Raw genomic sequence first — 9869 nt, 5'->3', positions numbered from 1 at the left:
TAGCAAGTCATGTTCGTGGTGATAAAATTGATAAGAAATATCGATCTTTAAACAATTATTCATCGTCACCGGGTGTTAGGCATTCAGTCTTGAGCAACAGAAAGTCATCAACTTATGTTCCTTTATATAGTAATGACCCATTATCAGGTTATGCTCCGCCTGGTTTGCCTGAACAGGCTTTATCTGACTCCGGCGTGTTTGGAGAAGGACACCATTCTCAGGTTGCGGGCTATATTCGTGTGGACAACACCATACTTGGTGATAATGCCTCGTTGAATAAATCTTCTGAACAAGAACACAGCGGCTACTCGTTGACCTTGGGTGGGGATTACTTGTTCCAAAACCAATATCTCTTTGGTCTGACCCTTGGATTGCCTTTCTACAAACCCTTGGCTGAGGGTAGCGATACCGAAATTGATGGGCTCATAGCATCAGGGTATTTTACTTACTTCCAAGATTCGTGGTTTGTGGATTTCAATGCCAGTTATGCTGTGATGGATACAGACATAGAGCGACAGGTAACCTTGTACACTGACCCTGTGATAAACAACGCCAATGAGGCAGACTCGGACATCTGGGTGTTTTCGCTGGGTACAGGTTATATCTTTGACTACAACTACCTGCATCTGGCCTTTGAAAGTAGTTTGCAATACACCTTATCTGATACCGATCGCTACGAGGAAAGGTCAGCGCTTAATAGTTCAAGCTATCTCTTCACAAAGATTGAAGATGTTGACGCGCTAGAATCAACTATGTTGATTACTGGGATGAGTATTTCACATCCTTTCCGCACACCTTTTGGCGTGTTTCAACCCTACGCGAAAGGCTATCTTCATTACGATATTGCCAGTGGGAAAGAGCGGATAATATCCCAACTTAAATCTAACTACTCAGGCAGTATCCTACCGATTGTTGTTGAATCCAATGATGATGTTTATGGACGCGTTCACTTGGGGATTTCTGGCGCGTTGAGCAAGGACTGGTATGGATACGCCGAAGCCAGTCAGTTGGTTTGGCACGATGACTTGTCGGCATATACCATTTCTGTTGGATTGAGTATGGCTTTGGATTAGAAGAGCAGGTTGTACTTAATGGATTATCGGCCCGGCTCATGCCGGGCTTTCTTTATTTATATCAGTGAGATGTGACTCCCCGCATATTTTGCAGGCTATACAAATAGTGACCTCTAGCCAAGATACTATGAACTGTTGTTAATAAACTACATTTTGGTGCTTTTGATCACAGTATGCAGATACTGAGATTTAGTATTGTTCACGCCATAATTAAAACTCAAATTTTATACTTCCCCCCGTAAAATTATGAGTATAAAGGAAATAATCTCGTGAACTTTAAATTATCAACGGTTGCCAAGGCCGTGATTCCATTGTGTTCTGCATTTGTTTTTGTTGGCTGCAACAGTTCATCGTCAACAGATGGTAAGTTTGATACGACTAATCCACCGGCCATTGATATTGAATTGCCTGAAACAGATGGGCCAACTGCTTATTTGCCTCAAAGCGGCTCGGTTGAAGAGCCTATTCAAGCCGGTGACGATGAAGCCGTCATCTATATGGTTGCGAGAAATAGTGATGCTAAAGCTTTAGCCAATTACGCTGGTTACAGCCTACATGTATGGAACAATGAGACTTGTGACCGAGCAGGGCAAGTGAATAGCGGTTGGGATGATAAATCTATTGCCCCTGTTGGTGAAGATGAGTTCGGTCCTTATTGGAAGTTGCCACTAAAGAGTGGAAGTACCGATTGTATTAACTTCATCATCCGTGATGAAAACCTGAGCAACCTGTCTGGTAGCGACGCAAAATTAGACTTCAATGAGATCAAAGATAGGACGGCGTCGTATGTTGCCGGTAGCAATGTCGCTTATGACGACCGTGGTGATGCTTATGTATTGCTATTTGGCGTTGCCAATGCAGAGGCGCACCTGGTTGAAGGGCATACCTTAATTTGGGATGGTGCAGAGTCTGCTGACGAGGTTCGACTCTATGTTCAACTTGAGGGCGGTTTTGGTCCAAACAGTGATAATCAGTACGATGCTGAATACATAGTTTTGGAACCATCAGTGTTAAGTGCAGATATTAAAGCTAAGTTCCCTCATCTAAAAGATAAAGCGGCATATTCAATTGACGGTGCTATTGATATGCGCCCAGTGATCAAAGCAGAATTAGCAGCAATTGCAGTTGATGAAAATGGCCTAGTGCTAAATGGAACAAAAATTCAGCCAGCAGGGGCTTTTGATCAGTTATTTGCCACGGCAGCGGCCAATGTTGAGTTAGGTGCTGTTCTAGATGGCAATTCAACAACATTTAATGTTTGGGCACCTTCAGCACAAAATGTTGTTACCGTCCTCTTTGATAATAATAAAGAGGAGTTAGGCCGCCTACAGATGGATTACAATGAAACATCTGGTGTATGGTCCCTTGAAACAGATAAAGCGCCAAATGGTACTTACTTCCGTTATTTGGTAGATGTCTTCCATCCGGTTTCGGGTGAAGTTGAAAGCTATCAGGTGACTGACCCATACTCACTGAGTTTGTCTATGAACTCGGAATTTAGCCAGGTAATTGATCTTAATGATCCTGCGCTAAAACCTGCTGGCTGGGATGATCTTCAACGTCCGATTGATCAATCCAACCCTTCGCAGTTTGTGATTTATGAGTCACACGTACGTGATTTTTCAGCTCAGGATGAATCAACGTCTGAAGGTGCTCGTGGAAAGTTCGTTGCCTTTACCCAGCAAGATTCGGTACCTGTTGAACACCTGAAATCTTTAAGTGATAGCGGTGTTACTCACTTGCATCTACTGCCTATTTTCGACATCGCCACGATCAATGAAGATCCAGATCTGGTTGCGAACATCGATGATTCTTTTGCCAAACTATGCGAAGTAAATAGTGACGTTAATACGTCAAAGTTCAGCGGTTACTGTACAAGCGGTATGACCATAGCTGAAGTATTGGCAGAGGTTAAACTGGATGACTCGCCTGACAATCCGGTGGTGCAGGAACTTAACCGTTTCGTATCTGATGTCGATAGCTTTAACTGGGGTTACGACCCATTCCATTACACTGTTCCGGAAGGTTCCTACTCGACTAACCCGGATGGCCCACAGCGTATTCTTGAGTTACGTGAAGCCGTTATGTCTATCAAGAATGACATTGGTATGAATGTGGTAATGGATGTGGTCTATAACCATACAAACTCTGCAGGGCCTGAAGAACGTACTTCAGTACTTGATAAGCTTGTACCTTGGTATTACCAACGTTTGAATCCGGTAACTGGTAACGTTGAAAATTCAACGTGTTGTTCAAATACCGCGCCAGAGCGAGCGATGTTTGAAAAGATGATCAGTGATTCGCTGGTGGTTTGGTCTCGCGATTACAAGATAGATTCATTCCGTTTCGATTTGATGGGGCATCACCCATTGGATCAAATGCAGCGTTCTTTGCTCGAAGTCCAGAAGGTCGATCCTAACACTTACTTCTATGGTGAAGGTTGGAACTTCGGTGAAGTAGAAAATGATGCATTGTTTGTACAGGCAACCCAGCCGAACCTCGGTGGAACAGGGATTGGTAGTTTCTCAGACCGCTTGCGTGATGCCGTTCGTGGTGGCAGCCCGTTTGATAGCAAAGAGGGCATCCGTAAAACCCAAGGGTTTGGTAACGGTGCCTATGTTCTGCCAAATGAGATTAGTGATGTGACGAAAGAAACAGCACTACATTATGCAGACCTTACGCGTCTCGGTATGGCTGGTAACCTGAAAGACTACAAGATGATTGATTCGACAGGGGCGATTATCACTGGTGAGGAGTTGGATTACAACGGTGCACCTGCTGGCTATGCCGTTGACCCAACAGAAATTCAGAATTATGTGTCTAAGCACGATAACCAAACCCTGTGGGACAATAACCAATACAAGATTGGTTACGCTGTGACAACAGAAGACCGTGTACGTATGCAGGCTGTTTCGCTAGCGACGGCAATGTTGGGACAGGGCATGCCATTTACCCACATGGGGTCTGAATTGCTACGCTCTAAATCAATGCAGCGTGACTCTTATGATTCTGGTGACTGGTATAACTTGGTCGACTTTACCCTCAATGATAACAACTGGGATAAAGGTTTACCTCGCAAAGATAAAGATGGCGATAACTATGATTTAATTCAAGAAGTTATTACATCTGCTGGAGATAATGCCAAGCCTAGCCGTGAAGATATGGCCGACATGGTTGAATACTTCAAAGAGTTGGCATCACTTCGTAAGTCATACCCATTGATTTCATTGGGCACCGGTGAAGAAGTTAAGAATCGTGTTGATTTCCACAATACAGGCATCTCACAAACGCCAGGCTTGATTGTTATGTCTATTGATAACGGTACTGCTTCAGGTGCTGATCTTGATAGTAGGGTTGATGGCCTTGTGATCGTGATTAATGCGTCTAACACTGAGCAAGAGATCAATTTGGTCAAAGAGCTAACGCTAAGCCCATTCCATACTTCGGATTTAACCTCGGGTGCGACGGGTGGCGATATTGCGACAGTACCAGCTTGGACGCCTGCAGTGTTTGAAATTGTACGTGAAAACGGTATTCGAGGGGCAGGCATCCCAGTAGCCGCAAAATAATTAGCACGTAAACATTAATCTAAAGCCCTCTTTTTAGAGGGCTTTTTTCATTCTATTTCTGTGGAGAATGATTCAGGCATAAAGATAAACATATTGTTCATCATTGGTTCATTTTCGCTGCTTTACACTGCAAAGCATGAAAGTACGATAGAAAAGAAGGTTAGCGATGAAAAATACACTTACCAGCATTTTTGCTCTAGTACTGGGTTTCTTTACTGTGACATTTGCGGCTGTCATGGGGCTATTCATCGGATTGGGTGCACTGATTGCTAGACCGTTTATCAGAAAGAAAATCAATGCAGCTTATGAAGAGGCATTGAAACAACAGGGATATACCCAGCAAAGCTACACCCAGAGCTATGGCCAGGAACAAAACGGCTCGACCATCGATGGTGAATATGAGGACATTACTCACTCAGCACCGCACGGCTCGAAGCAGTCAATGGCTTGAAATAATGAGAAAGGCTCGAAGACAGATATGTAGCCTTAATCCAGAGTTTCTCGAAGAAACGCCAGCTTAAAGGCTGGCGTTTTTTTATGGGCGTTATTCTTCAGTTATATCAAAGACGTCTCTTTCTATATGTATGAAGCTGACTAAAGTCGTTCTTTCTAAGCCGCTTCTTTCAAAGGTCGTTGCTTTTGAAGGCCGCTGCTTTCCAAGGTCAATAGCAACTTAGGGCCGATAGTTACTTTTAACGCAAGCGAGGAAGTCGGTTACGTCCTTTTCACTAGCATTGAATCGGTATTTCTTTTCGTTACCGCGTAACTCGAAGTGACCATTGTCTTCTTTAATCAAGGCTGCAAAGACATCGAAAGCTTGCTTGTCACTGGTTCCTCCCAACATGACAAACCTACCGACTGTATGCTTGTTGCCATTGTTGCGCCAGTTGGTGGTAAAGACTTCAACTGGGCTGCCAGAACGGTAGTAGTGGATATTCTCAAAGCCCGTCGGGTGTTCAATATCTGTTTTTAAGTCGACATAGCGATGACGCATTGTGTTGTTGGTGATAACGGCTATCTGCAAATCCGGAATGAAGGTATTTTGCTGGCTTTTGGTGAGATGGTACATATCAAGGCGGCACATGCCTTCGTTATTAAGTGTTCCACTAGTCGGCTGGATTTTGGCACTAACGCCAGTGCTAGCCAGAATTGAAAAAAGTAAAAAAGAGAAAGTAAGATGCTTCATACAACTGCCCTTGAAAACGTCTTTTCAAAGCATAGTGATTCATACTCTTTGAGCCCTGTCTTAAATTAGCTACAAACATAAAAATCTTTTCAATCTGCAATCAAGGGTTGTATATCTTGGTCTTGACCATTCTTCGGTATTGGCTAGGGGTTACATTAAAGTGCTGTTGGAACCGGGTGGAGAAGTGGTGTGCATCTTTATAACCAACTTGCTCAGCAACGTCTTGCACCGACATGCCAAAATCACGCAATAGTTGCTGCGCGGCATCCATTCTTAATCGTTGCAGGTGCTGGTGAGGTGTTTCTCCCACTTGATCTTTGAACTTACGGTTAAATGTTCGCAGCGGTACACTACAATGATCCGCGATGCACTGTGCGGTAATTGGACTAGTAAGGTTACGTTTCATCCAATCCTGCGCCAGAGCTATTGACTCGTCGAACTGAAGTTGTCCACCAATTTGATAAAACGGCTGTTGTGTGGACTTAGAAATTTCATGACCAAAGTGCGTTTCTATGGTTTGCGCTGTCTTTTGACCGAAATACTCTGTAATCAGGTAGAGGATCATTTCTGACTGTGAGTTGATACTTGTTGTACAGTAAATCCCATCTGCAGCCGTTATTGATGCCTGACGGTTCAAAATTACCTTGGGATAACGGTTTACAAAGGTATCAAAGAAGTACCAGTGCGTTGTCGCCACCTGTCCGTTAAGAAGGCCTGTTTCAGCTAACCAAGCCACACCCGTACCAGTCGCCACGAGTTTAGCGCCTTTTTGGTATTGAGCCTTCAGCCAGGGAATGATCTCCGGTGAGCGGTGGATTGACTGCTGTGGATTTCCCCACATCGGAGGCAGAATTAAAATATCGAAGGTTTGCAGATCATCGTAGGTAATATCTGGTTGGAGTTTAAGCCCTGCTGTCACTTTGGTTGGCTCCAGGCTAGGTGCTATGAGCTTTATTGAAAATGGCTGGTTACGCTGTTGGGATCGTGACCTTAAACTGGCTGCGGAACTTAACATCTCAGCGGCGAGGGAGATGCCAGTAATTAATGCGCGTTCATAGAGGAGAAATCCAATTTTCATGTATATCAGTGGCCTATAGACAAATCAACAACAATGGATTGGCTAATCTTAATACTATTTGGCATTTATGTCAGATAAATTGGCACAAATGCCTGATGAATGAACAGTGTAAATTGGTAATCTATGTGCTCTTCAATTTTGAGAGCAGGTTCAGGATGTCAAAATTACCGCTAATTGTAGGTTTCGGTGGTATCAATGCCGCAGGTCGTAGTTCGGGTTTTCATAGCTATAAGCGCATGGTTTCAGATGTGCTTACCGACCAAGATATGGCGTCGACTTGGCAGGACCTTGCACACCGTATGGGGCTTTCTGAAGGTTCAGCATCAGATCCTGAAGTTATCGAAGCGATTAAAGCAGGTACGCTGGTCAGACGTATTGAATCATTTGATCCTGATAGTTTGCGTTATCAATATAAAGCCGCTTTAAACGGTGGTCAGGAAACGATTTCTTTCACTTTGCGCAAATCGAAAATGCCAACGCGTATTCCTGAAAACTGGCAGGTAGAAGAGCAGGGCAGCAAAGTAACGATCACGGTAACCGGTGAATTGAATGCCTTGCTTGAAGATCGCGTCGCTTTCCCTGTTACTAGTGGCGGTAATATCCCTAGTGGCTTTGACCCAGCAAAGCTTTATAACTCTCGTTTTCATCCCCGAGGCCTGACTTTGACAGTGTATGGCGCGTCAGATGCCCTTAATTCACTAGGTATGGACTGGGATGAGGTGCTCAAGCATATCAAACCAGATCAGGTTTCTGTTTATGCTGGGAGTGCGTTGGCGCAGGTTGATGATAATTCATTGTCAGGCATGCTAGCTGCACCTTTGACGGGTGGCCGTGTCAGTTCAAAAATGATGGCATTGTCCCTTGCAGAAATGCCAGCAGATTTCATCAATGGTTATGTGATCAACAGTATTGGTACCACTGGTACCAGCATGGGGGCTTGCGCCACTTTCTTGTATAACTTGCGCCAAGGTATGCTGGATATTCAGCAAGGTAAATCGCGAGTCGCGATTGTCGGTAATGCCGAAGCGCCAGTGGTTGCCGAGATCATGGAAGGTTTCCGTGTGATGGGTGCATTGGCTGAAGACACCCAGCTCAAGGCGTTGGATAACAGTGACACGGTAGATAACCGACGTGCTTGCCGACCGTTTTCATCGAATGCGGGTTTCACCATGGCAGAATCCGCCCAGTTTGTAGTGCTAATGGATGATGAACTGGCGTTGGAGCTTGGCGCGAGTATTTATGGCTCGGTAGCGGATGTGTTTATCAATGCTGATGCCAACAAAAAGTCAATTTCGGCACCTGGTGTAGGTAATTATGTCACTGTCGCAAAAGCAGCAGCATTGGCAAAGGCTATCCTCGGTCCTGAGGGCGTTAAGCAGACCTATGTGCAGGCACACGGTACGGGTACACCGCAAAACCGAGTCACCGAGAGCCATATCCTCAATGAGGTGGCAAAGACATTTAGTATTGATAATTGGCCGGTGACCGCGATTAAGTCTTATGTAGGACATTCAATGAGTTCTGCACCTGGCGATCAGTTAATTGCATCATTGGGTGTGTGGCAATATGGTTGGATCCCGGGGATCAAAACGATCGACCATATCGCTGAAGATGTACACCAGTCGAATTTGAACATACTGACTGATCACCATTTTGCAGGCGAGCATGGTGAGGACTACAAAGCTGTGATCCTCAATGCCAAAGGGTTCGGCGGTAATAATGCTTCCAGCCTTGTTCTTTCGCCTCATCAAACAATGGCAATGTTGGCGAAGAAATACAGCGACGAGAAAATCTCGGCTTACTGCAATAAGAATGAGGCGGTATCCCTACAGGCAGCAGCTAATGATAAGGCAGCATGTGATGGTGATGAAAACATCCGCTATCACTTCGGCGAAAGCGTTATGGATGAAACGTCTGTTGAGATGACAACGGAGTCGATTAAGCTCTCTGAATTTTCTGAGTCTATTCCACTAGCGACGGTTAACCCTTACGCTGAGTACAGCTAACTTACCACCTTATTTGAAAGTTAACGAATAAAGTGGGGCAGTTAACGAATAAAAACCGCAGTTCATACACTGCGGTTTTTTTGTGGTAGCTTGGACAGATAAAAGCAAAATTATTACTACAACAAAGGAGTCATGAACGTTGGCTAACGTTATGTTGGTTGCAAACTTGAACTGTGATCGGGTGTTGCAACTCAAAGAATCGCTTCAGGCTGGTGGCAGGCACCATTATCAAGATTTGGGCCGACGTTTAGGTGGCGGTGGAGCAAATACCGGTTTAGCACTTGTGTATTCAGGTCATAATGTTTCATTGGTCAGTCAGGTCGGGCGTGATGAAACAGCTGATTGGCTGCTCGCTGAAGCGAGTTTGAAAGGTCTTAATTGCTCCCTGTTACAGCGTAACGATATAGTTACTCCTGAGCTGATGTTATTAATGACCCCAGACGGTGAACGCACGATTATCCGTCCTGAGCGGCCGGCTTTTTCGTTGGGCCCTGCACCTGATTTTTCTAACTGGGATGCAATCTACATCAATTCCAGTGCCGATGGAGTTGTAGAGTGGGCAAGTAAAGCCATTGAGGGCAACAGACAGCAAGCAACTTCTAAACTTGATCAGACTTTGGTTGTTGCTCAATTACCCAAAAATCATGATGCCCGTCCTTGCCATGTACTGATCACTTCACGCTCTGATTTAGATGCCCACATATCATCTTTGAATAATGATATGGAAATTAAAGATCTTGCCCCTTTTCAATATGCAAGCTCGATAGCCGGCGACTCACTCCGGCATTTTATAGTGACTGACGGGGAGCATGGCGCGACTGTCTATTCGGAATGTGGCCAAGACTATGTTGCAGCGCATACAGTCGATGTAGTTGATACAACAGGGGCAGGAGATGCCTATGCCGCAGGGGTTATCCATGGCCTACTGGACAAACTAACGATTACTGAGTCTATGGC

General features: G+C 44.8%; 7 protein-coding genes. 5 read left to right on the top strand and 2 right to left on the bottom strand.

From position 1 onward, the window contains the following. The 3 genes from BIZ37_RS27735 to BIZ37_RS27725 all read left to right on the top strand — a co-directional run. A partial coding sequence (locus BIZ37_RS27735) for an autotransporter outer membrane beta-barrel domain-containing protein (protein ID WP_187464285.1) occupies positions 1 to 1073 on the top strand: 1073 nt, incomplete at its 5' end. A gap of 269 nt (positions 1074 to 1342) precedes the next feature. After that, a complete protein-coding gene (pulA, locus tag BIZ37_RS27730; protein ID WP_187464284.1) occupies positions 1343 to 4642 on the top strand; it encodes a pullulanase-type alpha-1,6-glucosidase in 3300 nt (1099 codons plus the stop codon). Positions 4643 to 4808: 166 nt separating this feature from the next. Beyond that, complete coding sequence (locus tag BIZ37_RS27725) at positions 4809 to 5093, top strand: hypothetical protein (protein ID WP_107296642.1); 285 nt, start codon at positions 4809 to 4811, stop codon at positions 5091 to 5093. Positions 5094 to 5315: 222 nt separating this feature from the next. On the opposite strand, the gene BIZ37_RS27720 is transcribed toward BIZ37_RS27725, so the two are convergent. After that, positions 5316 to 5828: a hypothetical protein gene (locus BIZ37_RS27720; RefSeq protein ID WP_187464283.1), complete on the bottom strand. Its 513-nt coding sequence runs from the start codon at positions 5826 to 5828 to the stop codon at positions 5316 to 5318. A 100-nt stretch (positions 5829 to 5928) separates the two neighbouring features. Beyond that, the gene (locus tag BIZ37_RS27715; protein WP_187464282.1) at positions 5929 to 6906 is read right to left on the bottom strand and encodes a GlxA family transcriptional regulator; all 978 of its coding nucleotides are present in this window, start codon (positions 6904 to 6906) and stop codon (positions 5929 to 5931) included. Between the two features lie 155 nt (positions 6907 to 7061). Here BIZ37_RS27715 and BIZ37_RS27710 point away from each other — a divergent pair, with 155 nt between their 5' ends. Both BIZ37_RS27710 and BIZ37_RS27705 read left to right on the top strand, forming a co-directional pair. Continuing rightward, positions 7062 to 8912, top strand: a complete 1851-nt coding sequence (locus tag BIZ37_RS27710) for a beta-ketoacyl synthase (protein WP_187464281.1) — start codon at positions 7062 to 7064, stop codon at positions 8910 to 8912. A gap of 139 nt (positions 8913 to 9051) precedes the next feature. Then, positions 9052 to 9869, top strand: an 818-nt coding sequence (locus BIZ37_RS27705; protein ID WP_187464280.1) for a PfkB family carbohydrate kinase, incomplete at its 3' end; no start/stop codon positions are given.

This window comes from Photobacterium sp. BZF1, assembly GCF_014349205.1.
Taxonomy (GTDB): domain Bacteria; phylum Pseudomonadota; class Gammaproteobacteria; order Enterobacterales; family Vibrionaceae; genus Photobacterium.
The sequence above is the reverse complement of the archived record's forward strand: the minus strand, read 5'-3'. Positions and strand labels throughout refer to the sequence as shown.

Bases quoted from the DNA above. Each gene is read 5' to 3' on its own strand.
- BIZ37_RS27720 (WP_187464283.1), bottom strand. From the start codon at position 5,828: ATGAAGCATCTTACTTTCTCTTTTTTACTTTTTTCAATTCTGGCTAGC.
- BIZ37_RS27715 (WP_187464282.1), bottom strand. From the start codon at position 6,906: ATGAAAATTGGATTTCTCCTCTATGAACGCGCATTAATTACTGGCATC.
- BIZ37_RS27725 (WP_107296642.1), top strand. From the start codon at position 4,809: ATGAAAAATACACTTACCAGCATTTTTGCTCTAGTACTGGGTTTCTTT.
- BIZ37_RS27710 (WP_187464281.1), top strand. From the start codon at position 7,062: ATGTCAAAATTACCGCTAATTGTAGGTTTCGGTGGTATCAATGCCGCA.